Source organism: Streptomyces sp. NPDC054047, assembly GCF_055585065.1.
Genome location: NZ_JBVJKV010000001.1, coordinates 424572 through 450632, shown reverse-complemented (window position 1 = coordinate 450632; position 26061 = coordinate 424572). Strand labels below are relative to the sequence as shown.

Genomic DNA, 26061 nt, shown 5'->3' with positions numbered 1-26061 from the left:
AGAAGGTCACTAGGGTCTCGCCTCGAACCTCCGCTCGGTTGATCACCCATCCGGGGTGGCAGCGGTGGTACCCGCCGACCGTGTCTCGGTAGGCGGCTGGAGGAAGAAGGAGCCGCCTTCGTGGCGTCCCACCGTCGACCCAAGCAGCCGAGCCGCGCGCGCGTGACCGTGCTCACCGCGACCGCCGCCGCTGCCGTCGCACTCACCTCCCAGGCGGCCAACGCGACGCCGAGCGAGAAGCCGAGCAAGGACGAGGTCAAGTCCAAGGTCGACAAGCTCTACGAGGACGCGGGCCGGGCCACCGACCGGTACAACGGCGCCAAGGAGAAGCAGGAGAAGCTCGAGAAGGAGATCGGCGAGCTTCAGGACAAGGTCGCGCGCGGCCAGGAGGACCTCAACGACCTGCGCGGCGGCCTCGGTTCGATGGCCAGCGCGCAGTACCGCTCCGGCGGCCTCGACCCCTCCGTCCAGCTCTTCCTGTCGGCCGACCCGGACGACTACCTCGACAAGGCGTCCACCATGGACCAGTTGAGCGGTCAGCAGGTCGAGGCGCTCAAGAAGGTCCAGGAGAAGCAGCGGACCCTCGCGCAGGAGCGCAAGGAGGCGTCCGACAAGCTCAAGGACCTCGCCGACACGCGCAAGGAACTGGGCAAGAAGAAGAAGGAAGTCCAGAGCAAGCTCGGCGCCGCCCAGAAGCTGCTCAACACCCTCACCGCCAAGGAGAAGGCGGACCTCGCCGCCAAGGAGACCCGCGCGAGCCGCGACGCCGGCGACCGCGTGGACCTCGGCAAGGAGGCCCCGGCATCGCAGCGCGGCCAGGCCGCCCTGAGCGCCGCCGCGACGCAGATCGGCAAGCCCTACGTCTCCGGCGGCAGCGGCCCCAACTCCTACGACTGCTCCGGCCTCACGCAGTGGGCGTACAACCAGGCCGGTGTCCAGATCACCCGGACCACCTACACCCAGCAGAACGACGGCCCGAAGATCGGCCGCGGCGAGCTGAAGCCCGGCGACCTGGTGTTCTTCAACAGCCTCGCGCACGTCGGGCTCTACGCCGGCAACGGCCAGGTGCTGCACGCCCCGAAGCCGGGTGCCGTGGTGCGCTACGAGTCGATGTCGACCATCGGCTCCTTCCAGTTCGGCGTCCGCATCTGAGGTTCATCGGCTGCGGTTCACCCTCGGGTGTCCGCATCTGAGGTTCGTCGGCTGCGGTTCACCCTCGGGTGTCCGCATCTGAAACGACCGGCGTACCGCCCAAACGGGCGAATTCCGGCAACTCCAGCTGACCCCGCGCCCCGTCGGTGACCTGCGTCTCCGGCGGGGTGTCACGTTGTGTACACGGCCAGGTCTTTGGCCGTGACGTGATCCCACGGCTACTGTCGCGCGCATTCCCCCGACGGATCGGGGGGACTTCCCCCGGTTCGTCCAACGTCCGGGGGTTCGTCAGCGGAGGGAGAGCGGCTTCCCGTGGGGTCCCATCGTCGTCCCGCGCTGTCCGGTCTGGACCGGAGCACGCGCGTCACCGTCCTGTCAGCCGCCGCGGCCACCGCCGCGGCCGCCCTCGCCGCCACACCGGCGGGCGCCGCGCCGCAGGACACCCCGGCCACCACCAAGGCCAAGGTGGACCGCCTCTTCGCGCAGGCGGAGAAGGCCACCGAGGCCTACAACAAGGCCGACGAGCGCGCGGACACACTGCGCGAGCAGGTCGAGCGGGCCAAGGACAGCGTCGCCCGCGGCCAGGAGCGCATCAACACCATGCGCGGCGCGCTCGGTTCGCTCGCCGGGGCGCAGTACCGCTCGGGCGGCATCGACCCCTCCCTCGCCCTGGTGCTCTCCTCCGACCCGGACGGCTATCTCGACAAGGCGGCGGCGCTCGACCGCATCAGCGCCCGGCAGGCCGGTGAACTGACCGATCTTCAGCAGGCCCAGCGCAGCCTCGCCCAGGAGCGCACCGAGGCCGGGCACAAGCTCTCCGAGCTGGAGAAGAGCCGCACCGCCGTGGCCCGCCACAAGCGCAGCGTCGAGCACAAGCTCGCCAAGGCGCGCAAGCTGCTCAACTCCCTGCCCTCGCAGGACCGGGAGGCGTACGACAGGGCATCGCGCTCGGGACGCGACGAGATGCCGGACCTCGGGGGCGCCGCGCCGTCCTCCTCGCGGGCCGCCGCCGCCATCGCCGCGGCACGCTCGGCCGTCGGCAAGCCCTACGTGTGGGGCGCCAACGGCCCTTCCGGTTTCGACTGTTCGGGCCTCACGCAGTGGTCGTACGCGCAGGCGGGCGTCGGGCTGCCGCGCACCTCGCAGGCCCAGCGGTACGCGGGGCAGCAGGTGCCGCTGGGCCAGGCACAGCCCGGTGACCTCGTGGCCTACCGGGACGACGCGAGCCACATCGGGATGTACATGGGCAACGGCCAGGTCGTGCACGCGCCCTACCCCGGGGCGCCCGTGCGCTACGACCCGGTCGGCATGATGCCGGTGTCGTCGGTGACGCGGATCTGACCGGCGGCCCGCGGCCCGCTGCCCGTACGATCTGAAACGTGGCTGGTCGCGGGCGTGGGTCGTGGGTCCTTGGAATCTGTGTCGCCCTGCTCGTCGGGTGCGGCGGTCCCTCGGCGCCCGATGCCGCGCCCGGGGACGTGCGCAGGCTGCTCGACCGGCGCGCGGACGCGGTGCTCGACCGGGACGCGAAGGCCTACCGCGCGACGGGCCGCGGCGCAGAGACCGCCGAGGTCTACGACAACCTCCGCGAGGTACCGCTCGATTCCTGGCAGTACCGCCTGACGGCGTTCGAGCGCGACGGCTCGCGGGCCACGGCCACCGCGGACCTGCGGTACCGCATCAAGGGCTACGACAGCGAGCCGCTCACCACCTCGCGCGCGCTCACGCTGCGGGAGCGCGACGGACGGTGGCACGTCGCCTCTGAGCGCCCCGCGAAGAAGGCCACGCAGCAACTCTGGGACCAGGGGCCCGTCACGTCCGTACGGGGCGCACACAGCCTTGTGCTGGGCATCGGGCGGGGCGAGCGGGACGAGGAGACGCTGCGCGGGTACGCGGACCTCGCCGACCGCGCGGTGCCCCTGGTGAGCGGCGCCTGGCCGGGGAAGTGGCCGCAGCGGGTCGTCGTCCTGGTGCCCAAGTCCCTGGACGGCATGGCCGGGCTGCTCGGTGCGCCCGCTTCCGGGTACCAGGGGATCGCGGCGGTGACGACGGGGGAGGCGGGCGGCTCCGGGAAGGCGCCCGCCGACCGGGTCATCCTCAACCCCGAGGCGTACGGCGTGCTCGGCGACTTCGGCAAGCAGGTCGTCCTCACCCACGAGACGACCCACGTGGCCACCCGCGCGCACACCTCACCGGCCACCCCTTTGTGGCTCTCCGAGGGCTTCGCCGACTGGGTGGGCTACCGCGGCACGGGCCGCACCGCCGCCCAGGCCGCCCCCGAACTGCGCCGCGCCGTCCAGCAGGAACAGCTGCCCGGCGCGCTCCCGGAGGACGACGCCTTCGGCTTCAGCGGGGACGCGGGGAAGCTGGCCCAGGCGTACGAAGGGTCGTGGCTGGCCTGCCGGATGATCGCGGAGCAGTGGGGCGATGCGGAGCTGACGGGCTTCTACGAAGCGGTCGGCGCGCACAAGAAGAGGCCCGGTGCCGTGGAGGACGCGCTGAGCGACGTCCTGGACATCACCCCGGAGGAGTTCACGGCGCGGTGGCGTACGTATCTGCGCGCGGAGCTCGGCTGACCTCGTCGGACGCCGACGCGCGCTCGCGGGCCCGGGGTTCGGACACCGTCTGCCGCCACAGGTTCCGGCAGCCGATCAGCGCCGCCGCGACGAGCAGTCCGTTGCGTACGAAGAGCAGGGCGATGCCCAGCGGATCGCTCGCCACCACGTGCGAGAACCAGATGGGGAACTCCAGGAACGTGACGAACGTGGCCGCGAGCACCAGGCGCGCGGGCAGCGCCATGCGGCTCGCGCGAAACGCCATGCACACGGCGGCGACCCCGACCAGCCACAGGAGGTACTGCGGGCTGATCACCCGGCTCGTCGCCGTGAACAGCAGCACGGCCACGAAGGCCGCGTCCGCGACCGTGCTCGCCGACCAGGCACGGGCGCGCAGCCGCCACACGAGGAGCCAGCAGAAGGCCGCCACGGACAGCCCTTGCGCCACCGTGCTGACCAGCGGGACGTACGGGCCGAGGAACTCCACCGAGCCGTAGTTGAGCTGCACCTCGCCCTGCCAGCCGAGGTGGCGCGCGACGTGGAAGACGAGCGCGCCGAGCGACTCGACCTCGGTGCCGCGGTCGCGCTGGAAGGTCAGGAAGGCCAGCGCGCCGGGCATCGTCACCAGGAAGGCGAGGGTCAGGCCGAGGGCGGTGGCGACCGCCGCGCCCCACGAACTGCGGGTGGCACGCGCGCGTGGCATGCCGATGAGCAGCAGCGCGGGCCACACCTTGAGCAGCGCGCCGAACCCCGCGAGCGCCCCCATCAGGCGGGGGTGCCGCGCCCCGGCGAACAGCGCGGCGACCGCGACGGCCGTGACCATCACGTCGTAGCGGGCGTAGACGGTGGGCCCGAGCAGCGCCACGCCCACGACCCACGTCCAGGCTCCCCGCGGGGACTTGCCGGGCCGCCCGCCCGCGTACAGGAGCAGTCCGCAGACGAGCGCGTCGGCGAGGAGGGCGAGCACGAAGAACGCCGTGGTGTAGCCGAGGAAGGGCAGCAGGGCGGGGGAGAGGACCGCGAGGGCGGCGGCGGGCGGGTACTGCCAGGTGACGTCGTCGAGGGGGAAGGTGCCGGTGCGCAGCACCTCGTACCAGCCCTGGTAGATGACGGAGACGTCGCTGGTCACGTCCGGGCCAGGGGCGGTGAGCACCTTGAGGACGCAGAGCAGCAGCACGGTCCTGGTCAGGACCCAGACGGTCAGGATCCGCGCCACGCGCACCACGCCCCTTTTCGGATACTTCATTGTGGTTCGGTGAGCCATGATGCCGGGCGCGGCCGTGCAGGGGCCATGAGGCGGGGCCGTCCGGGAGGCGAGGCCGTTCCACGCTCTGCCGGGCTTTCGGTACTGTCGGCGACGATGCACAAGACCCTGATCGTCACGAACGACTTCCCGCCCAGGCCCGGTGGCATCCAGGCGTTCCTGCACAACATGGCGCTGCGCCTGGACCCCGAACAGCTCGTCGTCTACGCCTCCACGTGGAAGCGGGGGCGCGAGGGCGCCGACGCGACGGCCGCCTTCGACGCCGAGCAGCCCTTCAAGGTCGTACGCGACCCCACGACGATGCTGCTCCCGACCCCGCGCGTCACGCGGCGCGCGGTCTCGCTCCTGCGGGAACACGACTGCGAGTCGGTGTGGTTCGGGGCCGCGGCGCCGCTGGGGCTCATGGCGCCCGCGCTGCGGAAGGCGGGCGCGCGGCGCCTCGTCGCCACGACGCACGGGCACGAGGCGGGGTGGGCGCAGCTGCCCGCCTCACGCCAACTGCTGCGCCGGATCGGCGAGTCGACGGACACGATCACCTATCTGGGTGAGTACACGCGCTCGCGCATCGCCGCCGCGGTGACGCCCGCGGCGGCCGGGCGGATGGTCCAACTGCCGCCGGGCGTCGACGAGAAGACGTTCCACCCCGGTTCGGGCGGCGACGCCGTGCGGGCCCGTCTCGGCCTGACGGACCGCCCGGTCGTGGTGTGCGTCTCGCGGCTCGTGCCGCGCAAGGGGCAGGACACGCTGATCCTGGCCATGCCGAGGATTCTGGCGCGGGAGCCCGAAGCGGTTCTCCTGATCGTCGGGGGCGGCCCCTACGAGAAGGAGCTGCGGAAGCTGGCCGCCGAGACGGGTGTCTCGGACTCCGTGCGGTTCACCGGGGCGGTGCCCTGGGAGGAACTTCCCGCGCACTACGGCGCGGGCGACGTCTTCGCGATGCCTTGCCGTACCCGGCGGGGCGGCCTTGATGTCGAGGGCCTCGGGATCGTGTACCTGGAGGCTTCGGCGACGGGGCTCCCCGTGGTCGCCGGTGACTCCGGCGGGGCGCCGGACGCGGTGCTGGACGGTGAGACGGGGTGGGTCGTCCGGGGCGGCTCGCCGGAGGCGGCGGCGGATCGGATCGTCACCCTGCTCGGTGACGGGGAGTTGCGCCGGCGCATGGGGGAGCGGGGCCGGGAGTGGGTGGAGGAGAAGTGGCGCTGGGATTTGCTGGCTGAGCGCCTGCGGGAGCTGCTTTAGCGCCTACGGGGCTGCCGCGCGACGAACTGCCGTCATGGGCTGGTCGCGCAGTTCCCCGCGCCCCGTCTAGGGGCGCGGGGAACTGCGCGAGCAACCAGCCACGACCGCACGTCGCAAACGAAGGAGGCCCCCCACGGCGAGTGGGCGGCCCCGCCAACGCTACCCGCGGTAAATCGCCTCGATCTCGTCCGCGTAGTCCTTCGCCACCACATTCCTCTTCAGCTTCAACGACGGAGTCAAGTGCCCCGACTCCTCCGTGAACTGCGAGGACAGGACACGGAACTTGCGCACCGACTCCGCCTTGGAGACGGCCGCGTTCCCGTCGTCCACCGCGCTCTGGATCTCCGCGAGGAGATCCGCGTCGTCCCGCAGCGACGCCGCCGTGGAACCGGCCGGCTTCCCGTGGTCCGAGGCCCAGCGGCCGAGGAACTCGTCGTCCACCGTGACCAGCGCGCCCACGAAGGGCCGGCCGTCGCCCACGACCATGCACTCCGCGACGAGCGCGTGCGCGCGGATGCGGTCCTCGATCACCGCGGGAGCGACGTTCTTGCCGCCCGCCGTCACGATGATCTCCTTCTTGCGGCCGGTGATCCGGAGGTAGCCGTCCTCGTCGAGCGTGCCGATGTCACCGGTGTGGAACCAGCCGTCGGCGAGCGCCTCTTCGGTCGCGCCCTCGTTGTTCCAGTACTTCGTGAACAGGTGCTCGCCGTGCAGCAGCACCTCGCCGTCGTCGGCGATGCGGACGACCGAGCCGGGCAGCGGCTGGCCGACCGTGCCGATCTTCTGGCGGTCCCAGGGGTTGAAGGCGGTGGCCGCGCACGACTCCGTCAGGCCGTAGCCCTCCAGGACCGTGAAGCCGATGCCGCGGAAGAAGTGGCCCAGGCGCTCGCCGAGCGGCGCGCCGCCCGAGATCGCGAACTCGCCGCGCCCGCCGAGTACGGCCCGCAGCTTGCTGTAGACCAGCTTGTCGAACGTCTTGTACTTGATCTTCAGGCCGAGCGAGGGGCCGCTAGGGGTGTCCAGCGCGCGGCTGTACGCGATCGCCGTGTCCGCGGCCTTGTCGAAGATCTTGCCCTTGCCGTCGGCCTGCGCCTTGGCGCGCGCCGAGTTGTAGACCTTCTCGAAGACGCGCGGGACGCCCAGGATCATGGTCGGCCGGAACGACGCCAGCTCGTCCGTGAGGTTCTTCACGTCGGGCGCGTGGCCCAGCTTGATCGGCGCCATCAGCGCGGCGACCTCGACCAGGCGGCCGAAGACGTGCGCGACGGGAAGGAAGAGGAGCACCGAGCACTCGCCGGTGCGGAAGAGCGGCTTGAGACGCTCCACCACGTTGCCGCACTCCGCGAAGAAGCTGCGGTGGGTGAGGACACAGCCCTTGGGGCGGCCCGTCGTGCCCGAGGTGTAGACGATGGTGGCCGGGTCGTCGGCGCCCGCGACCGCGCTGCGCTCGTCGACGGTCTCCTCCGAGACGTCGGCGCCCGCGCGGTTCAGCTCGTCGACGCCACCGCGGTCGATCTGCCAGACGTTGACCAGGTCGGGGAGCCGGTCGCGCACGGACTCGACGGCGGCGCTGTGCGCGTCAAGCTCGACGATGATCGCCACGGTGCCGGAGTCGCCCAGGATCCACTGGATCTGCTCGGCCGAGCTCGTCTCGTACACCGGCACGGTGACCGCGCCCGCGCTCCAGATCGCGAAGTCCAGGAGCGTCCACTCGTAGCGGGTGCGGGACATCAGGGCGACGCGGTCGCCGGGGCGCACACCGGAGGCGATGAGCCCCTTCGCGGCGGCTCGCACCTCGACGAGGAAGGTCTTGGCGTCGACGTCCTGCCAGCTGCCGTCCACCTTGCGGCCGATGACGGCGACATCCGGGTGCTGCGCGGCATTTCTGCGGACGATGTCGGTCAGATTGCCGTCCGCAGGGACCTCGTACAGGGCCGGAAGGCTGAACTCGCGCAAGACTGCTGCTCCTACATAGGGCGCCGGCGCCACGACGTTGTGCGATGCGACGGTGCGGTCCAAGATCGGGCAGGTGCTCCGTGGAAATGGGGGGAAAGAAGGCTGGAGCACTACTGGACTGCCCGGACGTTACCCATGGGTATGGCTTGTTCGGTAGGGGGTCCGGGCCAGATGTTCGGTGCGTCACACGACGTTGTGGTCTGAACCGCACAGTACGCCACGCCATTCCCGACTCGGAAGTAACCGCAGGTCCGCCCCCTTCTCGGTGCCTCTCGGGGCCTCTACCCACCTTTGCCCGCTCGTTCTAGGGTGATCGGCATGCCAGGTTTCCGGGTCAATGTGGTCAGTGACGTGCACGGCAACACGAAGGACCTCGCCCGCGCGGGCGAGGGAGCCGACGCGCTCGTCTGCCTCGGTGACCTGGTCCTCTTCCTCGACTACGCCGACCACGCGCGCGGCATCTTCCCCGACCTCTTCGGCAAGGAGAACGCCGACCGCCTGGTCGAGCTGCGCACCGCCCGCCGGTTCGACGAGGCCAGGGACTTCGGCGCCCGGCTGTGGGCGGGGATAGACCGCGGGTCCGCCATCGAGAAAGCGGTGCGCAAGCAGTACGCCGAGATGTTCGCCGCCTTCCCCACACCTACGTACGCCACTTACGGCAACGTCGACATACCGGCCCTCTGGTCCGAGTACGCGGGCCCCGGCACCACCGTCCTGGACGGCGGCCGGGCCGAGATCGGCGGGCGGATCTTCGGCTTCGTCGGCGATGGCCTGCGCACTCCCATGCGGACGCCCTACGAGATCAGCGACGAGGAGTACGCGGCCAAGATCGAGGCGGTCGGCGAGGTCGACGTGCTCTGCACGCACATCCCGCCGGACGTCCCCGAGCTCGTGTACGACACCGTCGCGCGCCGTTTCGAGCGCGGCAGCCGTGCACTGCTCTCGGCCATTCACAAGACCCGCCCGCGGTACGCACTTTTCGGCCACGTCCACCAACCGCTGACCCGGCGGATGAGGATCGGGGCGACGGAGTGTGTGAACGTGGGCCACTTCGCGAGCTCGGGCAGGCCGTGGGCCCTGGAGTGGTGAAGGCGGGCCACTTCGTGCGCGGTAGCCTTCACGCGTCACACACGTACACACCACGCCCCGTACCGGACCGCATCTGGAGGAGCCACAGCGATGGCGGAACACACCAGCTCGAGCATCACGATCGAGGCGGCACCGGCCGAGGTGATGGCGGTGATCGCCGACTTCGCGCGCTACCCGGACTGGACGGGTGAGGTGAAGGAGGCCGAGGTGCTCGACACCGACGAGCAGGGCCGCGCCAAGCAGGTCCGCCTCGTCATGGACGCGGGCGCGATCAAGGACGACCAGACGCTCGGCTACACCTGGACCGGCGGCAACGAAGTCAGCTGGACCCTCGTCAAGTCGCAGATGTTGCGCTCGCTCGACGGGTCGTACCTCCTGAAGCCCGCGGGGACCGGCACGGAGGTCACGTACAAGCTGACCGTCGACGTCAAGATCCCCATGCTCGGGATGATCAAGCGCAAGGCCGAGAAGGTCATCATCGACCGGGCGCTGGCGGGGCTCAAGAAGCGGGTGGAGTCCGGCCCGAAGGCCTGACACCACGGGGTGCTCGGGCGGCCGGGCTACCGTTCACCCTTATGCGCACCCTTTTGCTCACCGGCCCCGGCGGCTCCGGCCGAACCACTGTCGCCGCGGCCACCGCGCTGTCCGCCGCCCGCACCGGGCACCGGACCCTCCTGATCACCGCCGACCGGGTCGACGACGTGCTCGGCGTACTCGGCGGCGAAGAGCACGGCCTCACCGTCCGGCGACTGGCCCCCGGCGACGAGTTCCGTGACGACCTCCTGGCCCTCCAGAAGCGCGCGGGAGCGGCGCTCGACCTGCTCGGCGCCGGACGCCTGGAGGGCGAGGAGCTCACCCCGCTGCCCGGCAGCGACGAGCTCGCCCTGCTGCGCGCCCTGCGCGACGCCGGGCAGGGCGCGTACGACACCGTGGTCGTGGACCTGCCCCCGACGCCCCGCGCCCTCGCGGTCCTCGCACTCCCCGAGCAGCTGCGCCGCTACCTCCGCAGGCTCCTGCCGCCCGAGCGCCAGGCCGCCCGCGCCCTGCGGCCCATGCTCGGCCGCATCGCGGGCGTCCCGATGCCCTCGGCCTGGCTGTACGAGACCGCGGCCCGCTGGGAGACCGAACTCGCCGCCGCGCAGGCCGTGATCGAGGACCCGGGCACGACGGTCGGCCTGGTCGCCGAGCCGGGCCCCGCGGGCGCCGACGCCGTGCACGCCGCCGCCACCGGCCTCGCCCTGCAGGGCCTGCGCACCGAGGCCCTGACCGCCAACCGTGTACTGCCCGACGACGCCGCCGGCACCTGGTTCGCCGGGCCCGTCGCCCAGCAGCGCAAGACGCTGGCCGAGTGGGCGCAGACGTACGGCGAACGCCTCGTCCCTCTGGCGCACCTGGGGCACGATCCGCGCGGCGCCGACGACCTGGCAGCCCTCGGCGTGCCCGCCCCCGGGGCGGCCCCCGAGCCCGTGACCTGGCCGCTCGTCGACGCCCTCGCCGACGACGGCGTCCTGGTCTGGCACATCCCGCTCCCCGGAGTCGTACGCGAAGAGCTCGGCCTGATCCGGCGCGGCGACGAACTGGTCGTCACCGCGGGTCCGTTCCGGCGCATCGTCACCCTGCCCTCGGCCCTGCGCCGCTGCACCGTCGCGGGCGCCGGACTGCGCGACGGCGAGCTGCGGGTGCGGTTCGCGCCCGACCCGGATCTGTGGCCGCGGACACGGTGAACGGGCTACCGCCGTTCGGGTAACGTCGAGAGTACGAATCCATAACCGCCCTCCGCAGGAGTCTGTCCGTCATGAGCGATGCCACCGAGCGCGAAGTGCCCGAACCCGAAGCGGCCGACACCGACGCCGACGCGTGGCAGAAGGCGTGCGCCGAGGATCTCGCGGCGGAGAAGGCCCGGCGCCGTGCGCAGTACGGGCCGCCGCCGGGATCGGCCGGCGAGGAGCTGCGCAAGCTCGTCGACGCCGTCTCGGAGAAGCTGACCGGACTCCAGGGTCCGCTGCTCGGCGCGGTCGCGTCGGGCGCCGTCGAGCAGACCGTGAAGCAGGTCGTCCAGCAGGCGAAGGCCGCGGTCGAACCGGTCATCGAGCGCAACCCCGACGTCTTCGACCACCTCGCCGCCGCGGGCAGTGAACTGCTCGCCGCCTACCGCTCCGCGGTCGAGGGCCAGGAGGGCCGCTGGACCCGCGGGAGCGACGCCGCGAAGGGCCCCGACCCGCGCGACGAGGGCCCCGGTCCCGCCGAACACATCGACCTGGACTGAACACCCCTCGGGTACGGTTGCCCATAGCGGGGCTCGACCGAAACTGAGGGACACATGGGACTCACCATCGGCGTCGATATCGGCGGCACAAAGATCGCGGCCGGAGTGGTCGACGAAGAGGGCACCATTCTCGACACCCACAAGGTGCCCACGCCGCCGACCGCCGAAGGCATCGTGGACGCGATCTGTGCCGCCGTCTCCGGGGCCGGCAAGGGGAACGACGTGGAGGCCGTCGGCATCGGCGCCGCCGGCTACGTCGACGACAAGCGCGCCACCGTTCTCTTCGCACCGAACATCGACTGGCGCCACGAGCCGCTCAAGGACAAGGTCGAGCAGCGGGTCGGACTGCCGGTCGTCGTCGAGAACGACGCGAACGCCGCGGCCTGGGGCGAGTACCGCTTCGGCGCGGGCCAGGGCCACGAGGACGTCATCGTCATCACGCTGGGCACGGGCCTGGGCGGCGGCGTCATCATCGGCAACAAGCTGCGGCGCGGGCGCTTCGGCGTGGCCGCCGAGTTCGGGCACATCCGGGTGGTGCCGGACGGTCTCCTTTGCGGCTGCGGCAGCCAGGGCTGCTGGGAGCAGTACGCGTCGGGGCGCGCCCTCGTGCGGTACGGACAGCAGCGGGCCAACGCGACGCCGGAGGCCGCGGAGATCCTCCTCGGGCTCGGCGACGGCACGGTGGAAGGCATCGAGGGCAAGCACATCAGCGAGGCGGCTCGCCAGGGCGACCCGGTCGCCGTCGACTCCTACCGCGAGCTGGCCCGTTGGGCCGGAGCGGGCCTCGCCGACCTGGCCTCGCTCTTCGACCCCTCCGCGTTCATCGTGGGCGGCGGGCTCTCGGACGAGGGCGAGCTGGTGCTCGACCCGATCCGCAAGTCCTTCCGGCGCTGGCTCATCGGCGGACAGTGGCGTCCGCACGCGCAGGTGCTGGCAGCGCAGCTGGGCAACAAGGCGGGGCTCGTCGGCGCGGCCGACCTGGCCCGGCAGGGATAGTTCCGACCGATCTCGTACGAGGCCCGCCGTCCCCTTCGGGGCGGCGGGCCTCGTCGTCGCGGCACCCCGCAGCGCGTATCTTGATCTCCATGGTGACGCTGCCCAACTCCCGGACCGAAGACGACGGTTCAGCCGTGATCCGGGTGCTCAGTTACAACATCCGGTCCATGCGGGACGACACCGACGCGCTGGCCCGGGTCATCGCCGCCTGCGCACCCGACCTCGTACTCGTCCAGGAGGCGCCCCGCTTCTTCCGGTGGCGCAAGAAGCTGGCGCGGCTCGCGCGCGCCGCCGATCTGGTGATGCTCTCGGGCGGCGGCACCGCGGCGGGGCCCGCGCTGCTCTGCTCGCTGCGGGCCACCGTCGAGCGGACCGACGACGTGCTGCTTCCGCTGACGCCGGGACTGCACCGGCGCGGCTTCGCGACCGCCGTCGTGCGGTTCGGCGGCGCCCGGCTCGGCGTCCTGAGCTGCCACCTGAGCCTGCAGACCGACGAGCGCTACGCACAGGGCGGGATGCTCCTCGACCGGCTCGCCGGGATGGGCGTGGAGCACGCCGTCGCGGGCGGCGACCTCAACGACCGGCCCAAGGGCCGTACGTTCCGCAGGCTCGCCTCGGAGCTGCGGGACTGCTGGGAGGCCGCGCCCTGGGGCGGCGAGAACACCTCGACGCCGGGCGACCCGCATCAGCGCATCGACGCCATCTTCGCCACCTCGGGGGTCGACATCCTCGGCTGCGGCGTGCCGTTGGAGCTCGACGGGGTGAGCGAGGCGGACCTGCGGGCGGCCACCGATCACCTGCCGGTGCTCGCCGCCCTCAGGATTCCCGCGGCCAAGGGCGTCTAGCCCGCTCAGACCACCGCGCCGCGGCCCGGGTCCTCGTCCTCTTCGTCGTCGCCCTTCATCCGCGCCACCAGTGTGCCGAAGCCGCCGAGGAAGCCGCCGATGCTGAGCGTCGTCAGCCACCACGTCATCTGCCAGCCGAGCAGCACCGCGAGCAGCAGCAGCAACGGGCCGCCGAGCACGGCGAGCCAGGCGAACTTCGCCGTGACGTCCGCGGCGGGCAGCGGCGGCGGCTCCGGCGGGACGAAGTGACCCTCGTCGTCCGCGCCCAGGTCGTCGTCCGACGCCTCGGGCGCGTCGTAGTCACGCGGGCCGCCGACGCCGGGGGCGAAGGAGACGGAGCCGCCGAGCGGCTTCTTGGACCCGGAGTCCTCGGGACCCTTGGAGCCCTTGCCGCTCTTGTCGGACTTATCGGTCTTGTCGGTCTCCGGGGTGTCGTTCGTCTCCGGTTCGAGCAGTGCCAGGTCCTCGATGGACTTGAACGGCTTGGCGCCCGGCGGGTCCGCCGGCTCCTGGCCGTACCCCGCGACGATCGCCTGCCAGGCCGCGTCCTCGTCCAGCGGCAGGCCCTCGGAGGGCTCCTGCCGCTTCTCGGGCTCGCGGCTCTCGTCGCCGTCGGGTTCGATTCGGTCCTGCTCAGCCACCGGTGGCCGTCCCTTCCTTACCGACACTGGGGGCGAGCCGGCCGATGAACGCGTAGCTCTCCTCGAAGATCCGGTCCGCATCGTGGTCCAACGTCGCGACGTGGTAGCTCTGTTCCAGGATCGTCTCGGTGACGTCCGTGGACGACACCCGGCTGAGGATCCTGGCCGAGTCGGCGGGCGGCACGACGTGGTCCTGCGGGCTGTGCAGCAGCAGCAACGGCTGGGTCACCTGCGGCAGTTCACCGTCCACCCGCTGGAAGAACCGGCGCAGGGAGTGCGCCGCGTGCAGCGGGATCCGGTGGTAGCCGACCTCCTCCGAGCCCTCCAGGGCGATGTCGCTCACGATGCCCTTCGTCGACGGCACCAGATGCCGGGCGACCGGCAGGGCGTGCGCCGCGAGGCCGTGCACCTTGTTCCCCGGGTTGACCACGACGATGCCGCGCACCTCGTCGCCGTGCTTGGCGGCGAGCCGCAGCGCCAGCGCCCCGCCCATGGAGAGGCCGAAGACGAAGACCTCCGTGCACCGCTCCAGGAGCGCGCGCAGCTCGCGCTCCACCTCCGCGTACCAGTCCTGCCAGCCGGTGACCTGGAGGTCCTCCCAGCGCGTGCCGTGCCCGGGCAGCAGCGGCAGGGAGACGGTCAGGCCGCGGTCCGCGAGGTACTCGGCCCAGGGGCGCAGGGACTGCGGGGTTCCGGTGAAGCCGTGGCAGAGGAGGACGCCGACCTCGCCGCCCTCGTGGCGGTACGGCTCGGCTCCGGGGAGGACCGGCACTTCGGTCTCCTTCGTGAGATGTGGAGGAGTACTTCACCGTACGCGACCGGACTGACACCGACCAGGGCCGTCGGGCCCTTTGGGCTTACTGCGGGTTAAGGTCTGATCCACACATAACAGGAGGCACTCGGTTTGATCTACGGCGCAATGAAGGTCGCCATCGGAGGGCCGCTGAAGCTCGGCTTCAGGCCCTGGGTGGAGGGCCTTGAGAACGTACCCGCCGAGGGACCGGCCATCCTGGCGAGCAACCATCTCTCCTTCTCCGACTCCTTTTTCCTGCCCGCGGTCCTCGACCGCAAGGTCACCTTCATCGCGAAGGCGGAGTACTTCACGTCCCCGGGCGTGAAGGGCAAGCTCACGGCGGCCTTCTTCAAGGGCGTGGGCCAGCTGCCCGTGGACCGCTCCGGCGGCCGCGGCGCGGGCGAGGCCGCCATCAAGAGCGGCATCGAGGTCCTGGAGCGCGGTGAGCTCTTCGGCATCTACCCGGAAGGCACGCGTTCGCCCGACGGGAGGCTCTACCGTGGCAAGCCCGGCGGCCTCGCGCGCGTGGCCCTCGCCACCGGGGCGCCCGTGCTCCCCGTGGCGATGATCGACACGGAGAAGATCCAGCCGCCCGGCAAGGTGGTGCCGAAGCTGATGCGGCCGGGCATCAAGATCGGCAAGCCGCTCGACTTCAGCCGGTACCACGGCATGGAGCACGACCGGTTCGTCCTGCGGGCGGTGACCGACGAGGTCATGTACGAAATCATGAAGCTTTCCGGCCAGGAGTATGTCGACGTGTACGCGACCGCTGCGAAGCGCCAGCTCACGGAGGCGGCGAAGGCCGAGAAGGAAGCGGAGAAGAAGGCGGAGAAAGCGGCCGCGGCGGCCGAGAAGGAACGGTCCGGCGCGTAATCGCGTCGCTGTGAGGGGGAGCCGGGTGCACGGGGGACCCGAGGGGCGACCCAAGGGGTGGGGGACATGACCAAGCGCGTTCGCGTCATGAGGATGTCGGTCGAGCAGCCGCTGTGGCGCGCTCTGACCGGATACCGCGTACTGACGATGCTGTACGCGATCGGCCTCTTCGTGGCCGCGCACGAGAAGTTCGACCGCCCCTGGGTGGCCGTCGCCTACTACGTGGTGCTCGCGGGCTGGACCTTCGGCACGCTGCCGAAGGTCGCGAACGCGGCGAACTGCACCAAGCGGTTCCTGGTCACCGATCTGACCATCGCGCTGGTCGGCATCCTGCTCACGCCGGTCGCCGACTCGCACCAGCGGATCGTGCACGACGGGCCGACGCTGCCGTCGATATGGACGGCCGGCGCGGTCCTCGCGTTCGCGATCAAGGGCGGCTGGCGGTGGGCGGCCTTCGCGTCGGCCCTCGTCGGCGTCGCCAACATCGCGCAGCGCGGCAGGCCCACCCAGGACACGCTCCACAACGTCCTGCTCGTCTGCATCGCGTCCATCGCCATCGGCTACGTCGTCGAGGTGGCCCGCGCCTCCGAGCGCACCCTCGCCCGCGCCCTGGAGATCGAGGCCGCGACCCGCGAGCGGGAGCGCCTGGCCCGCGACATCCACGACAGCGTGCTCCAGGTCCTCGCGATGGTGCAGCGGCGCGGCAGCGCGCTCGGCGGCGAGGCCGCGGAGCTCGGCAGGATGGCCGGGGAGCAGGAGGTCGCGCTGCGCACGCTGGTGGCGGGCGGCCTGGTCCGCACGTCGCACGAGTCGGAGGACGCCTCGATGGGGGCCGTCGTCCGCGCGGTGGAGGAGCCGGACGCCACCGAGGGCACGGACGACGAGGAGCCCTGTGACCTGCGGTCGCTGCTCTTCCCGTACGCGGGCGCGAAGGTGACCGTCTCGGAGCCGGGCGCCCCGGTCGCCCTCGCCCCGAAGGCCGCGCGGGAACTGGCCGCCGCGGTGGGCGCCGCCCTGGACAACGTCCACCGGCACGCGGGCCCGGACGCCGGTGCCTGGATCCTCGTCGAGGACGAGCCGGACTGCGTGATCGTGACGGTGCGGGACGACGGCCCCGGCATTCCCGACGGCCGTCTCGCGGAGGCCGAGGGGGAGGGGCGGCTCGGTGTCGCCCTGTCGATCCGGGGGCGGCTGCGGGACATCGGCGGCACGGCCGAGCTGATCTCGGTGCCGGGCCAGGGCACGGAAGTGGAACTGAGGGTCCCGCGGCACGCAGCGGGCCCGTCGAACGCAGGCAGCACACGGGGGAAGGCAGGAAAGGAACGATGAACGAGCAGCGGCAGCAGGACGGCGAGGGCGGCAAGGACCCGGTCAGGGTCATGGTCGTCGACGACCATCCGATGTGGCGGGACGCGGTCGCCCGCGACCTCGCGGAGGCCGGTTTCGACGTGGTCGCCACGGCGGGCGACGGCGAGCAGGCCGTGCGGCGCGCACAGGCCGTCGCACCCGACGTCCTCGTACTCGACCTGAACCTGCCCCTGAAGCCGGGCGTCCAGGTCTGCAAGGAGCTCGTCGGTGCCAACCCGGCCCTGCGCGTGCTCGTCCTGTCGGCCAGCGGCGAGCACGCCGACGTCCTGGAGGCGGTCAAGTCCGGCGCCACCGGCTATCTCCTGAAGTCGGCCTCCACCGCCGAGCTGACCGACGCGGTGCGCCGCACGGCCGTCGGCGACACGGTCTTCACGCCGGGTCTCGCGGGTCTGGTCCTCGGCGAGTACCGCCGCCTGGCGTCCGATCCGGCGCCCGGCACCCCGGACGAGCCGAAGGCCCCGCAGCTCACCGACCGCGAGACCGAGGTGCTGCGGCTCGTCGCCAAGGGGCTGAGCTACAAGCAGATCGCCGAGCGCCTGGTCATCTCGCACCGCACCGTGCAGAACCACGTGCAGAACACCCTGGGCAAGCTCCAGCTGCACAACCGCGTGGAGCTCGTGCGGTACGCGATCGAGCGGGGTCTCGACGACGCGTGACCCTCATAAGGGTGAACTCGCGTGATCAACTCCCTTGATCCGGCCAGGAATTGACCGTCCGCACCGTCCCTGAGTGACCTGGATCACCATTAGCGTGACTCGCATCAGGTCACTGAGGCGAAGGGACGTTTCCATGACGGCCAACAAAATCGGAGTACTGACCGGAGGCGGCGACTGCCCCGGGCTCAACGCCGTCATCCGGGGCGTCGTCCGCAAGGGCGTGCAGGAGTACGGCTACGACTTCGTCGGCTTCCGGGACGGCTGGCGCGGTCCACTGGAGGGCGACACCGTCCAGCTCGACATCCCTGCCGTGCGGGGCATCCTGCCGCGCGGCGGCACCATCCTCGGCTCCTCGCGCACCAACCCGCTCAAGGCGGAGAACGGCGTCCGCCGGATCAAGGAGAACCTCGCCAAGTACGAGGTCGAATCCCTCATCGCGATCGGCGGCGAGGACACCCTCGGCGTCGCCGCGCGGCTCACCGACGAGTACGGCATCAATGTCGTCGGCGTACCGAAGACCATCGACAACGACCTCTCCGCCACGGACTACACCTTCGGCTTCGACACCGCGGTGGGCATCGCCACCGAGGCGATCGACCGGCTGCACACCACCGCCGAGTCGCACATGCGGGTCCTCGTGGTCGAGGTCATGGGGCGGCACGCGGGATGGATCGCGCTGCACTCCGGGCTCGCCGGGGGTGCGAACGTCATCCTCATCCCCGAGCAGCGCTTCGACGTCGACCAGGTGTGCGCCTGGGTGACCTCGCGGTTCAAGGCGTCGTACGCGCCGATCGTCGTCGTCGCCGAAGGGGCCATGCCCAAGGACGGCGAGATGGTCCTCAAGGACGGGACGCAGGACTCCTTCGGGCATGTGCGGCTCTCGGGCGTGGGGGAGTGGCTGGCCAAGGAGATCGAGGGGCGCACGGGCAAGGAGGCGCGGACGACCGTCCTCGGTCACGTCCAGCGCGGCGGGACGCCCAGCGCCTTCGACCGCTGGCTCGCCACGCGCTTCGGCCTGCACGCGATCGAGGCCGTGCGGGACGGCGACTTCGGGAAGATGGTCGCGCTGCAGGGCACGGACATCGTGCGGGTCCCGATCGCCGAGGCGACGGCCCGTCTGAAGACGGTGGATCCGGCGCTGTACGCCGAGGTCGGGGTGTTCTTCGGCTGACCCCCGGTGGGCGGGTGCCCTGTACCGCCGCTTCGCGGCGGGTCTCTCCCACCCGCCCACCCGTTCCCCGTGGTGCCGTCCTGCCCCGAGATACCTAGACTCGCCGCATGGAGATCCTCGCCTTCGGCGTGCAGGCCGATGAGAAGCCGTTGATCGAGAGGGCCTTCGAGGGCCACCACGACGTCCGCTGCCTGGACGTCTTCCTCACCGAGGACACCGCCCCCATCGCCGCCGGCTACGAGATCGTCTCCACCAGCGTGAACGCCGATCTCGGCAACCGCGTCCTGCAGACCCTCGCAGCGGGCGGGACGCAGATGGTCGCCCAGCGTTCGACCGGGTTCAACAACATCGATCTCCAGGTCGCCGAGCGCCTCGGGTTCACCATCGCCCGCGTCTCGTACTACTCGCCGTACTCCGTCGCCGAGTTCGCCTGGACCCTGGCGATGGCCGTCAACCGCCGCATCGTCCGCGCGAGCAACCGCACCCGTGACTTCGACTTCAGGCTCGACGGCCTGATGGGCCGGGACCTGCGGGGCCGCACGGTCGGCGTGCTCGGCACCGGGAAGATCGGCGAGGCGTTCACCCGGATCGCGCACGGCTTCGGCATGAATCTGCTCGGCTGGGACGTCGCCCAGAACCCGGCGTGCGTCGAGCTCGGCATGAAGTACGTGGCGAAGGAGCGGCTCTTCGCCGAGGCCGATCTGATCAGCCTGCACGTCCCGCTGCTCCCCTCGACGCAGCACATCATCGGCGCCGACGCGCTGCGGATGATGAAGGACGACGTGATCCTGGTGAACTCCAGCCGCGGCGGCCTGATCGACACCGACGCCCTGGTCTCGGAGCTGCGGATGGGGCGCTTCGCGGGGGTCGGGCTCGACGTGTACGAGGCGGAGGCCGGGCTCTTCTTCCTCGACAAGTCACTCGAAGCCGTCGAGGACGACACCCTGGCCCGCCTGGTGACGTTCCCGAACGTCGTGGTCACCTCGCACCAGGCCTACTACACCGCCGACGCGGTCGGCCAGATCATCGACGCCACGGTGCGGAACGTCCTGGACTACAAGGAGGGCCGCCGCAGCGAGAACGTCCTGGTCCCGGCGGCCCCCACGGCTTAGACGAGCACCCCGGAGAGCAGTTCGCGCACGATCGCCGTCCCGCGCAGCGAGAGCACCGACTCCGGGTGGAACTGGACCCCCGCGAAGCCGTGGCCCCGCAGCGCGTGCACCTCTCCCGTGGCGGTGTCCCTGCTGACTTCGATGCCGTGCGCGGCCAGTTCCAGCGCCGTCTCCTCGTCGCAGTGGGCCACGAAGCTGTTGTAGAAGCCGACCGTCTCCGGCCGCCCGAACAGGTCGATCCGCGTCTGGGCGCCCTGGTAGGGGACCTCCTTGCGGACGATCTCCAGACCCAGCTCGGCGGCCAGGAGCTCATGGCCGAGGCAGACTCCGAGGACGCCGTGGCGGTGGACTGGGGCCTCCCCTGCTCGAGCGAAGCCGAGAGCTTGGGGAAGGATCACCTCGGCGGTCAGTGCGCGCAGGAAGGTCATCTTCGGGTCGGTGAGGTCCGACGGATCGCCGGGGCCGGGACCGAGGACCAGCGGGCCCTCGTGGGCCAGGGCCGCTTCCCGCAGGCCCGGTTCGTCGTAGCGGCGCACGGAGACCGTGAGGCCCGAGGAGCGCAGCAGATGCGCCAGCATCGCCGTGAACGTGTCCTCGCCGTCGATCACCAGGGCGTGCCCCGACAGCTCGGCCACCTGCTCCTGCATCCGCAGCCAGAACGGCGCGAGCCCGGCCCGCCGGCTGTCGAGCGCCGCCCGCACCCGCGGGTCGTCGGCGAGGGCCGGGCGTACGCGCTCGTCGCGGGGCCGGCCGGGACGCACCCCGAGGGCGGCGAGGACGCCGGCCGCCTTCGCGTGCGTCTCGGCGACCTCGCCCGCCGGGTCCGAGCCGCGCACCAGCGTCGCGCCGACCGGGACCCGCAGCTTGCCGTCCGGGGAGATGTCGGCGGTGCGGATCAGGATGGGGGAGTCGAGGGTCTGCGCGCCGCCCGCGTCACGGCCGATCAGGGCGAGGGCGCCCGCGTAGTAGCCGCGCCCGCCCGCCTCGTGGCGCTCGATGACGCGGCAGGCGTTCTGCACGGGCGAGCCGGTGACGGTCGCCGCGAACATCGTCTCCTTGAGGACCTCGCGCACGTCGAGGGACGACTTGCCCCGCAGCTCGTACTCGGTGTGCGCGAGATGGGCCATCTCCTTCAGCCGCGGCCCGACGACGACACCGCCCATGTCGCCGACCGTGCACATCATCTTGAGCTCCTCGTCGACGACCATCGACAGCTCCTCGGTCTCCTTGCCGTCGGCGAGGAAGCCGAGCAGATCGTCCGGGGTGGGGCCCTCTGCCGGGTAGCGGTAGGTCCCGCTGATCGGGTTCATGACGACGGTCCCGCCGGACATCCGCACATGCACCTCCGGGCTCGCCCCGACCAGGGTCCGCTCCCCGGTGTGCACGACGTACGTCCAGTAGGCGCCCCGCTCGCCCACGAGCAGCCTGCGGAAGAGCGCCAGGGCGTCCGCCCTGCCGAAGCCGGGGATCTCGCCCTCGTACGTCCGGCGGATGACGAAGTTGGCGCCCTCGCCCTGCCCGATCTCCTCGCGCAGGACCCGCCCGACGATCTCTCCGTACGCGGCGTCGTCGACGTCGAAGGCGCCGCCCTCGACGCGCACGTCATGGGCGGGCAGCGTCGACAGGGCATCGGAGAGCGGGAGTTCGTACGTCTGATCGGGGCTCAGGACCGTGAGCGGCGTGCCGTCGTCGCGTACGTCGAAGCCGCGCTCCCTGATCTGCCGGAAGGGGATCAGGGCGAGGCCCTCGTCGGGGATGTCGGCGAGCCGGTCGTACGCGGTGACGGAGCCGATCAGGACCTCGACCGTGTCGTGGTCGTGGCCGGGCGTGCGGCGGCGGAGCACGGCGAAGGGGCGGTCGTCGTCGATCAGGTCGAGCAGGTGGTGCGCCTGGGAATGCATGGGTTCGGTTCCTTCTCACTCGGAGAGGAACGGCCCCGCGGTCCGGGGATCTGGAGATCCTGGTCCCGGAAAACACTGAAGGCCGCCCCTCGGGCGGCCTTCGCGAGTCTCGATACGCGCAGAATCAGTGGGCCGCCGGATGAGCGGGCCACCACCAGTTTCGGGTTGTCTGCGCGTGCATGGTCCGCACCCTAGCGCATCATCAGGACGTCCAGGGTCTCGTCGAGATACGCGCCGAACTCGTCGGCCGGGGGCAGCGCCGACGGCACCGCGTGCCCGAGCTGCGCGTGCCCCAGATAGACCGTGTACGCGAGCAGTCCCCGACGCCGCGCCTCCGCGTCGGGGAAGCCGAGCCCGGCGAAGAGCTCGGCGACGTACGCCACCCGGCGATCGGTGACGCGGCGCAGGACCTCGGCGACCTGGGGGTGCGACGCGGTCGCCAGGAGGGCCACCTCCAGGGGGTCGGAGGTGGCCGACGCGATGGCCTCGCCGAAGAGGAGGCGGATGCGCCGGCGCGGGTCGGGCTCGGCCTCGACCTCGGTGATGATCCCCTCGGTGTGGAGCTCCGCCCAGCGGTTCAGGGCGGCCTCGATCAGCGCGTCACGGTTGGCGAAGTGCCAGTAGAAGCTCCCCTTGGTGGTGCCGAGCCGGACGGCCAGGGGTTCCACGGCGACGGCGGCGAGACCGCCCTCGCCGATCGCGGTGAGGGCGGCGTCCGCCCAGTCCTGAGCGGTCAGCCGGGGCTTGCCCGCAGGCTTCTTCTGCTGCCGTTGCGCCATGTCCGTACGGTACCGTATGGTCGACCATACGGCGGCGTATGGAGGTGTGCGATGGGCGCGGTACTCAACGAACACGAGCGTGTGATCGAGGCTCCGGCGGAGGTGGTCGGCGCTCTCCTCGACCGGCTCTCCGCCGAGGACGACCCCCTCTTCCCGACGCCGGCCTGGGCCGCGATGATCTTCGACCGCCCGCTCGGCGTGGGCGCGACCGGCGGCCACGGCCCGGTCCGCTACAGCGTCACGGAGTACGAGCCGGGGCGCCGCGTGCGCTTCGCCTTCACCCCGCCGGACAACGGCTTCCACGAGCTGAGCGTCGAGCCGATGGGCAAGGGACGCTGCCGCGTGCGCCATGTCCTGGAGACCGAACCGCGCGGCCGGGACCGGCTGCTGTGGCCCGCCCTCGTCCGGCCCCTGCACGACACGATCATCGAAGAGGTCTTCGACAACGTCGAGCGTGCGGCGACGGGCGGCTGCGCCCGGCCCGTCCGGTGGTCGCCCCTGGTGCGCCTCTGCAACCGGCTCATGTGGAGCCGCCCGGAGGCGATCGGGACACCCGAGGCCGCCCGCCTGATCCGCGCCGCCGTCGACAGCCCCGGCTACCAGGACGCGTACCGCATGGAGCTGCTCCCGGGCCAGCCGCGCGACCCCGCGGCCTGGACCGGCATCCTGCGCGACGCCTTCCCCGTCCTGGCCCGCGAGGGCGGCGAACTCCTCCTGGACGTGGACACGGCGGGCCTGACGGCGCGCGCCTCGATCCTGGTCGACGACCGGCACGTCACGCTGAGCACCGCGGCACGGGCCGACACCCTGCGCGGCCGGATCTACTGGGGAGCGGTCAGGCGCGCGCACCCCTTCATGGCCCGCACGATGCTGCGCCGCACGCACCGCGCGCTCGCCCTGGCGGCGCCGCACGCCGGCGAGCGGGAGCTGGAGCGCCGACGCTCGGCTGTGTCTGGTCCGTCTCACTTGGTGAGCGGGTGAATGGACGGCGGACATCACCCCGTAATGTTGTGCGGGTGACCGTGAACGCTAAGACCACCCCTACCGGTGGCAACACCTGGCGAGACCTTCCCGCGGCGCAGCAGCCCGAGTACCCCGATGCCGAGGCTCTGCGCGATGTGATCGCGGACCTCGAGTCGTATCCGCCGCTCGTCTTCGCGGGCGAGTGCGACCAGCTGCGCGCCCGACTGGCCTCCGTCGCCAAGGGAGAGGCGTTCCTGCTTCAGGGCGGCGACTGCGCCGAGGCCTTCGACGCCGTGTCGGCCGACCACATCCGGAACAAGCTGAAGACGCTGCTCCAGATGGGCGCCGTCCTGACGTACGCGGCCTCCGTGCCCGTCGTGAAGATCGGCCGCATCGCGGGGCAGTACTCGAAGCCGCGCTCCAAGGGCACCGAGACCCGCGACGGCGTGACCCTGCCGACGTACCGCGGCGACTCGGTCAACGGCTTCGACTTCAACGAGAAGGCCCGCATCCCGGACCCCGAGCGCCTGAAGCGGATGTACAACGCGTCCGCGTCGACACTCAACCTGGTGCGCGCCTTCACCACCGGCGGCTACGCCGACCTGCGCCAGGTGCACGCCTGGAACCAGGACTTCGTGAAGTCGTCCCCCTCGGGCCAGCGCTACGAACAGCTGGCGCGTGAGATCGACAACGCGCTCAACTTCATGCGCGCCTGCGGGACGGACCCGGAGGAGTTCAAGACCGTCGAGTTCTACGCCTCGCACGAGGCGCTGCTCCTCGACTACGAGTCGGCCCTCACCCGCGTGGACTCGCGCACCGGGCGGCTCTACGACACCTCGGGCCACATGGTCTGGATCGGTGAGCGCACCCGCCAACTGGACGGCGCGCACATCGAGTTCGCCTCCAAGGTGCGCAACCCGGTCGGCATCAAGCTCGGCCCGACGACGACCGCGGAGGAGGCGCTTCAGTACATCGAGCGCCTCGACCCGGACCGCGAGCCCGGCCGCCTGACCTTCATCGTCCGCATGGGCGCCGACAAGGTCCGCGACAAGCTCCCCGAGCTCGTCGAGAAGGTCACCGCCTCCGGCGCGACCGTCGCCTGGATCACCGACCCGATGCACGGCAACACCTACGAGGCGGCATCCGGTCACAAGACCCGCCGCTTCGACGACGTGCTCGATGAGGTCAAGGGCTTCTTCGAGGTCCACAAGGCCCTGGGCACGCACCCGGGCGGCATCCACGTCGAGCTCACCGGTGACGACGTCACCGAGTGCGTGGGCGGCGGCGACGAGATCTTCGTCGACGACCTGCACCAGCGCTACGAGACGGCCTGCGACCCGCGCCTGAACCGCAGCCAGTCCCTGGACCTGGCGTTCCTGGTCGCGGAGATGTACCGCGACCAGTGATCTTCCGGTATTCCCGGTGAACGTACGAGTGGGGCACGGATCCATGTGATCCGTGCCCCACCGGCGTATCGGGGGCTTTTGTGGACCTCGGGTCATGGGTAAGGTTAGGTTAGCCTCACCGATTCAATCGGAGCGGCGCCGCCGATTGAATCCTGTCCGGGAGGTGAACCGCGTGTACGTCTGCAACTGCTTCGGGGTCACCGAGGCCCAGGTGAAACAGCACGCGGCGGACGGTGCCTGCACACCCCGCCAGATAGCGTCCGCCAGCAAGGCGGGCACCGACTGCGGTTCGTGTGTACGGAGCATTCAGGCGCTCCTGGGCCGGGGCGCGTGCCCCCGCAGGGAGCTGGCCGACCAGGGTGAGCCCGTCCTCACCGGCCTGGACGTCGGCCTGGACGAGGCGGCCTAGCCCGTCTGGCCCGCTGTCAGCTCTCCGGCTGCTCGATGAGCTGCGAGATGTAGAGCGGCTCGCCCAGCTTCTCGACCAGTTCGAGCTGGGTGTCGAGATAGTCGATGTGGTGCTCCTCGTCCGCGAGGATCGACTCGAAGATGTTCGCGGAAGTGATGTCTCCCTTGCCGCGCATCACCTCGATGCCGCGCTTGAGGCGGTCGATCGCCTCCGCCTCGATCTGCCGGTCGGCCTGGAACATCTCCGTCACGGTCTGGCCCACGCGCACGTGGAAGAGCCGCTGGTAATTGGGCAGGCCGTCGAGGAAGAGAATCCGGTCGGTCAGGATCTCCGCGTGCTTCATCTCGTCGATCGACTCGGACCGGGTGTACTTGGCGAGCTTGGGCCAGCCGAAGTTCTCCTGCATCTTGGCGTGGAGAAAGTACTGGTTGATCGCCGTGAGCTCGGCGGTCAGCTGCTCGTTGAGAAATTCGATGACCTCGGGGTCGCCCTGCATCGCAGAGGCTCCTTCCACGTGGTAACTGGGCAGGTTCCGCGCATCCTTGCACCGGTGCGAGAGGCCGTCCAGTAAGTGCACGCTTAGTAGGAGTTGCCCCAATCAACGTCCGGCCGGCGCCCGTCGGCGGC

26 protein-coding genes are annotated in these 26061 nt (G+C 71.2%); 18 read left to right on the top strand and 8 right to left on the bottom strand.

Annotated elements, in window-relative coordinates; genetic code table 11:
• Positions 1 to 120 precede the first annotated feature (120 nt).
• The 3 genes from ACZ6ZP_RS02110 (at position 121) to ACZ6ZP_RS02100 (ending at position 3728) form a co-directional block, all read left to right on the top strand.
• Positions 121 to 1152 carry a C40 family peptidase gene (locus tag ACZ6ZP_RS02110; protein WP_351159433.1) on the top strand — a complete coding sequence of 344 codons (1032 nt, stop codon included), beginning with the start codon at positions 121 to 123 and terminating at the stop codon, positions 1150 to 1152.
• 312 nt (positions 1153 to 1464) lie between these two features.
• Positions 1465 to 2493, top strand: coding sequence for a C40 family peptidase (locus tag ACZ6ZP_RS02105; protein WP_351159431.1), 1029 nt, complete (start codon positions 1465 to 1467; stop codon positions 2491 to 2493).
• 38 nt (positions 2494 to 2531) lie between these two features.
• Positions 2532 to 3728, top strand: coding sequence for a hypothetical protein (locus ACZ6ZP_RS02100; RefSeq protein ID WP_469405233.1), 1197 nt, complete (start codon positions 2532 to 2534; stop codon positions 3726 to 3728).
• Here ACZ6ZP_RS02100 and ACZ6ZP_RS02095 read toward each other — a convergent pair.
• Positions 3685 to 4953 carry a glycosyltransferase 87 family protein gene (locus ACZ6ZP_RS02095; protein WP_399974680.1) on the bottom strand — a complete coding sequence of 423 codons (1269 nt, stop codon included), beginning with the start codon at positions 4951 to 4953 and terminating at the stop codon, positions 3685 to 3687. The two genes, ACZ6ZP_RS02100 and ACZ6ZP_RS02095, sit on opposite strands and share 44 nt — an antisense overlap.
• A 114-nt stretch (positions 4954 to 5067) precedes the next feature.
• Here ACZ6ZP_RS02095 and ACZ6ZP_RS02090 point away from each other — a divergent pair, with 114 nt between their 5' ends.
• Positions 5068 to 6210: a glycosyltransferase family 4 protein gene (locus ACZ6ZP_RS02090; RefSeq protein WP_351159423.1), complete on the top strand. Its 1143-nt coding sequence runs from the start codon at positions 5068 to 5070 to the stop codon at positions 6208 to 6210.
• Between the two features lie 159 nt (positions 6211 to 6369).
• On the opposite strand, the gene ACZ6ZP_RS02085 is transcribed toward ACZ6ZP_RS02090, so the two are convergent.
• A complete protein-coding gene (locus tag ACZ6ZP_RS02085; protein WP_351162488.1) occupies positions 6370 to 8166 on the bottom strand; it encodes an AMP-dependent synthetase/ligase in 1797 nt (598 codons plus the stop codon).
• A 318-nt stretch (positions 8167 to 8484) separates the two neighbouring features.
• On the opposite strand from ACZ6ZP_RS02085, the gene ACZ6ZP_RS02080 reads away from it, so the two are divergent.
• The 6 genes from ACZ6ZP_RS02080 to ACZ6ZP_RS02055 all read left to right on the top strand — a co-directional run bounded on the left by ACZ6ZP_RS02080 (position 8485) and on the right by ACZ6ZP_RS02055 (position 13362).
• Entirely contained in the window at positions 8485 to 9255 is a 771-nt protein-coding gene (locus tag ACZ6ZP_RS02080; protein WP_469405232.1) for a metallophosphoesterase family protein, read from the top strand.
• A 90-nt stretch (positions 9256 to 9345) separates the two neighbouring features.
• On the top strand, positions 9346 to 9789 hold the full coding sequence (locus ACZ6ZP_RS02075; protein WP_351162484.1) for an SRPBCC family protein: 444 nt from the start codon (positions 9346 to 9348) through the stop codon (positions 9787 to 9789).
• Between the two features lie 41 nt (positions 9790 to 9830).
• Positions 9831 to 10979, top strand: a complete 1149-nt coding sequence (locus ACZ6ZP_RS02070; RefSeq protein ID WP_366462263.1) for an ArsA family ATPase — start codon at positions 9831 to 9833, stop codon at positions 10977 to 10979.
• Between the two features lie 71 nt (positions 10980 to 11050).
• Positions 11051 to 11521 carry a DUF5304 domain-containing protein gene (locus tag ACZ6ZP_RS02065; protein WP_351162480.1) on the top strand — a complete coding sequence of 157 codons (471 nt, stop codon included), beginning with the start codon at positions 11051 to 11053 and terminating at the stop codon, positions 11519 to 11521.
• Positions 11522 to 11575: 54 nt separating this feature from the next.
• Positions 11576 to 12517: an ROK family glucokinase gene (locus tag ACZ6ZP_RS02060; protein WP_351162478.1), complete on the top strand. Its 942-nt coding sequence runs from the start codon at positions 11576 to 11578 to the stop codon at positions 12515 to 12517.
• A gap of 89 nt (positions 12518 to 12606) precedes the next feature.
• On the top strand, positions 12607 to 13362 hold the full coding sequence (locus ACZ6ZP_RS02055; RefSeq protein ID WP_469405227.1) for an endonuclease/exonuclease/phosphatase family protein: 756 nt from the start codon (positions 12607 to 12609) through the stop codon (positions 13360 to 13362).
• A 5-nt stretch (positions 13363 to 13367) separates the two neighbouring features.
• On the opposite strand, the gene ACZ6ZP_RS02050 is transcribed toward ACZ6ZP_RS02055, so the two are convergent.
• Both ACZ6ZP_RS02050 and ACZ6ZP_RS02045 read right to left on the bottom strand, forming a co-directional pair.
• Positions 13368 to 14084 carry a hypothetical protein gene (locus ACZ6ZP_RS02050; protein WP_469405225.1) on the bottom strand — a complete coding sequence of 239 codons (717 nt, stop codon included), beginning with the start codon at positions 14082 to 14084 and terminating at the stop codon, positions 13368 to 13370.
• A complete protein-coding gene (locus ACZ6ZP_RS02045; protein WP_351162472.1) occupies positions 13996 to 14775 on the bottom strand; it encodes an alpha/beta hydrolase in 780 nt (259 codons plus the stop codon). The genes ACZ6ZP_RS02050 and ACZ6ZP_RS02045 overlap by 89 nt, the downstream gene beginning before the upstream one ends.
• 147 nt (positions 14776 to 14922) lie before the next feature.
• Here ACZ6ZP_RS02045 and ACZ6ZP_RS02040 point away from each other — a divergent pair, with 147 nt between their 5' ends.
• From ACZ6ZP_RS02040 to ACZ6ZP_RS02020, 5 genes are all read left to right on the top strand, one after another.
• On the top strand, positions 14923 to 15669 hold the full coding sequence (locus ACZ6ZP_RS02040) for a lysophospholipid acyltransferase family protein (RefSeq protein ID WP_249593080.1): 747 nt from the start codon (positions 14923 to 14925) through the stop codon (positions 15667 to 15669).
• A gap of 66 nt (positions 15670 to 15735) precedes the next feature.
• The gene (macS, locus tag ACZ6ZP_RS02035) at positions 15736 to 16998 is read left to right on the top strand and encodes a MacS family sensor histidine kinase (RefSeq protein ID WP_351162470.1); all 1263 of its coding nucleotides are present in this window, start codon (positions 15736 to 15738) and stop codon (positions 16996 to 16998) included.
• Positions 16995 to 17693: a response regulator transcription factor gene (locus tag ACZ6ZP_RS02030; protein ID WP_351162468.1), complete on the top strand. Its 699-nt coding sequence runs from the start codon at positions 16995 to 16997 to the stop codon at positions 17691 to 17693. Before macS ends, ACZ6ZP_RS02030 begins: the two co-directional genes overlap by 4 nt.
• Positions 17694 to 17826: 133 nt before the next feature.
• The gene (locus ACZ6ZP_RS02025; RefSeq protein WP_351162466.1) at positions 17827 to 18864 is read left to right on the top strand and encodes a 6-phosphofructokinase; all 1038 of its coding nucleotides are present in this window, start codon (positions 17827 to 17829) and stop codon (positions 18862 to 18864) included.
• Between the two features lie 107 nt (positions 18865 to 18971).
• Complete coding sequence (locus tag ACZ6ZP_RS02020) at positions 18972 to 19976, top strand: 2-hydroxyacid dehydrogenase (protein ID WP_351162464.1); 1005 nt, start codon at positions 18972 to 18974, stop codon at positions 19974 to 19976.
• On the opposite strand, the gene ACZ6ZP_RS02015 is transcribed toward ACZ6ZP_RS02020, so the two are convergent.
• The 3 genes from ACZ6ZP_RS02015 to ACZ6ZP_RS02005 form a co-directional block, all read right to left on the bottom strand.
• On the bottom strand, positions 19973 to 21877 hold the full coding sequence (locus ACZ6ZP_RS02015) for an anthranilate synthase family protein (RefSeq protein ID WP_351162462.1): 1905 nt from the start codon (positions 21875 to 21877) through the stop codon (positions 19973 to 19975). The genes ACZ6ZP_RS02020 and ACZ6ZP_RS02015 overlap by 4 nt on opposite strands.
• Before the next feature lie 124 nt (positions 21878 to 22001).
• Positions 22002 to 22058: a trp operon leader peptide gene (locus tag ACZ6ZP_RS02010; protein ID WP_351162541.1), complete on the bottom strand. Its 57-nt coding sequence runs from the start codon at positions 22056 to 22058 to the stop codon at positions 22002 to 22004.
• Positions 22059 to 22068: 10 nt separating this feature from the next.
• A complete protein-coding gene (locus ACZ6ZP_RS02005) occupies positions 22069 to 22656 on the bottom strand; it encodes a TetR/AcrR family transcriptional regulator (protein WP_468617735.1) in 588 nt (195 codons plus the stop codon).
• 51 nt (positions 22657 to 22707) lie between these two features.
• Here ACZ6ZP_RS02005 and ACZ6ZP_RS02000 point away from each other — a divergent pair, with 51 nt between their 5' ends.
• The 3 genes from ACZ6ZP_RS02000 to ACZ6ZP_RS01990 all read left to right on the top strand — a co-directional run bounded on the left by ACZ6ZP_RS02000 (position 22708) and on the right by ACZ6ZP_RS01990 (position 25434).
• Positions 22708 to 23637, top strand: coding sequence for a DUF2867 domain-containing protein (locus ACZ6ZP_RS02000; protein ID WP_469405220.1), 930 nt, complete (start codon positions 22708 to 22710; stop codon positions 23635 to 23637).
• Between the two features lie 35 nt (positions 23638 to 23672).
• On the top strand, positions 23673 to 25025 hold the full coding sequence (locus ACZ6ZP_RS01995; RefSeq protein ID WP_351162456.1) for a class II 3-deoxy-7-phosphoheptulonate synthase: 1353 nt from the start codon (positions 23673 to 23675) through the stop codon (positions 25023 to 25025).
• 163 nt (positions 25026 to 25188) lie between these two features.
• The gene (locus tag ACZ6ZP_RS01990) at positions 25189 to 25434 is read left to right on the top strand and encodes a (2Fe-2S)-binding protein (RefSeq protein ID WP_351162454.1); all 246 of its coding nucleotides are present in this window, start codon (positions 25189 to 25191) and stop codon (positions 25432 to 25434) included.
• Positions 25435 to 25450: 16 nt separating this feature from the next.
• Here the strand turns inward: ACZ6ZP_RS01990 and bfr are convergent, their stop codons facing one another.
• Positions 25451 to 25930 (bottom strand): bacterioferritin, encoded by a 480-nt coding sequence (bfr, locus tag ACZ6ZP_RS01985; protein ID WP_351162452.1) that lies wholly within the window; start codon positions 25928 to 25930, stop codon positions 25451 to 25453.
• Between the last annotated feature and the right edge of the window lie 131 nt (positions 25931 to 26061).

What these genes read in the sequence shown, in the direction of transcription:
- ACZ6ZP_RS02020 (WP_351162464.1), top strand. Translation starts at nt 18,972, where the DNA reads ATGGAGATCCTCGCCTTCGGCGTGCAGGCCGATGAGAAGCCGTTGATC.
- ACZ6ZP_RS02080 (WP_469405232.1), top strand. Translation starts at nt 8,485, where the DNA reads ATGCCAGGTTTCCGGGTCAATGTGGTCAGTGACGTGCACGGCAACACG.
- ACZ6ZP_RS02025 (WP_351162466.1), top strand. Translation starts at nt 17,827, where the DNA reads ATGACGGCCAACAAAATCGGAGTACTGACCGGAGGCGGCGACTGCCCC.
- ACZ6ZP_RS02015 (WP_351162462.1), bottom strand. Translation starts at nt 21,877, where the DNA reads ATGCATTCCCAGGCGCACCACCTGCTCGACCTGATCGACGACGACCGC.
- ACZ6ZP_RS02075 (WP_351162484.1), top strand. Translation starts at nt 9,346, where the DNA reads ATGGCGGAACACACCAGCTCGAGCATCACGATCGAGGCGGCACCGGCC.
- ACZ6ZP_RS02050 (WP_469405225.1), bottom strand. Translation starts at nt 14,084, where the DNA reads ATGCGGACCGGATCTTCGAGGAGAGCTACGCGTTCATCGGCCGGCTCG.
- ACZ6ZP_RS02070 (WP_366462263.1), top strand. Translation starts at nt 9,831, where the DNA reads ATGCGCACCCTTTTGCTCACCGGCCCCGGCGGCTCCGGCCGAACCACT.
- ACZ6ZP_RS02030 (WP_351162468.1), top strand. Translation starts at nt 16,995, where the DNA reads ATGAACGAGCAGCGGCAGCAGGACGGCGAGGGCGGCAAGGACCCGGTC.
- macS (WP_351162470.1), top strand. Translation starts at nt 15,736, where the DNA reads ATGACCAAGCGCGTTCGCGTCATGAGGATGTCGGTCGAGCAGCCGCTG.
- bfr (WP_351162452.1), bottom strand. Translation starts at nt 25,930, where the DNA reads ATGCAGGGCGACCCCGAGGTCATCGAATTTCTCAACGAGCAGCTGACC.
- ACZ6ZP_RS02000 (WP_469405220.1), top strand. Translation starts at nt 22,708, where the DNA reads ATGGGCGCGGTACTCAACGAACACGAGCGTGTGATCGAGGCTCCGGCG.
- ACZ6ZP_RS02040 (WP_249593080.1), top strand. Translation starts at nt 14,923, where the DNA reads ATGAAGGTCGCCATCGGAGGGCCGCTGAAGCTCGGCTTCAGGCCCTGG.
- ACZ6ZP_RS02065 (WP_351162480.1), top strand. Translation starts at nt 11,051, where the DNA reads ATGAGCGATGCCACCGAGCGCGAAGTGCCCGAACCCGAAGCGGCCGAC.
- ACZ6ZP_RS02005 (WP_468617735.1), bottom strand. Translation starts at nt 22,656, where the DNA reads ATGGCGCAACGGCAGCAGAAGAAGCCTGCGGGCAAGCCCCGGCTGACC.
- ACZ6ZP_RS02090 (WP_351159423.1), top strand. Translation starts at nt 5,068, where the DNA reads ATGCACAAGACCCTGATCGTCACGAACGACTTCCCGCCCAGGCCCGGT.
- ACZ6ZP_RS02055 (WP_469405227.1), top strand. Translation starts at nt 12,607, where the DNA reads ATGGTGACGCTGCCCAACTCCCGGACCGAAGACGACGGTTCAGCCGTG.
- ACZ6ZP_RS02060 (WP_351162478.1), top strand. Translation starts at nt 11,576, where the DNA reads ATGGGACTCACCATCGGCGTCGATATCGGCGGCACAAAGATCGCGGCC.
- ACZ6ZP_RS02095 (WP_399974680.1), bottom strand. Translation starts at nt 4,953, where the DNA reads ATGAAGTATCCGAAAAGGGGCGTGGTGCGCGTGGCGCGGATCCTGACC.